At 51.2% G+C, this 367-nt stretch carries 2 tRNA genes and 1 rRNA gene; all 3 read right to left on the reverse strand.

Annotated features, from left to right (window positions below):
* Positions 1 to 47: 47 nt before the first annotated feature.
* Positions 48 to 123 (reverse strand) — tRNA-Ala (locus JQ845_RS22945).
* 30 nt (positions 124 to 153) lie between these two features.
* Positions 154 to 230, reverse strand: a tRNA-Ile gene (locus JQ845_RS22950).
* Positions 231 to 311: 81 nt separating this feature from the next.
* Positions 312 to 367, reverse strand: a 16S ribosomal RNA gene (locus JQ845_RS22955); the annotation flags it as partial.

A 367-nucleotide genomic window follows, 5' to 3' on the forward strand; every position in this document is an offset into this window, starting at 1 on the left:
TTTGATGGAATGCTCATTTCTAAGCTTTACGATACAGAAGCAAGTAATGGTGGAGCCAAACGGGATCGAACCGTTGACCTCCTGCGTGCAAGGCAGGCGCTCTCCCAGCTGAGCTATGGCCCCATATCTCTACGGGCACTTTCCACACAAAATTGGTGGGTCTGGGCAGATTCGAACTGCCGACCTCACCCTTATCAGGGGTGCGCTCTAACCAACTGAGCTACAGACCCAATTTTGGTCTGCTTCTATCGTCTTCTTCAATGAATCAAGCAATTCGTGTGGGAACTTATGGAGCAGCTGATGTCGTCGATTAAGGAGGTGATCCAGCCGCAGGTTCCCCTACGGCTACCTTGTTACGACTTCACCC

This window comes from Pseudomonas paraversuta (assembly GCF_904063065.1).
Taxonomy (GTDB): Bacteria; Pseudomonadota; Gammaproteobacteria; order Pseudomonadales; family Pseudomonadaceae; genus Aquipseudomonas; species Aquipseudomonas paraversuta.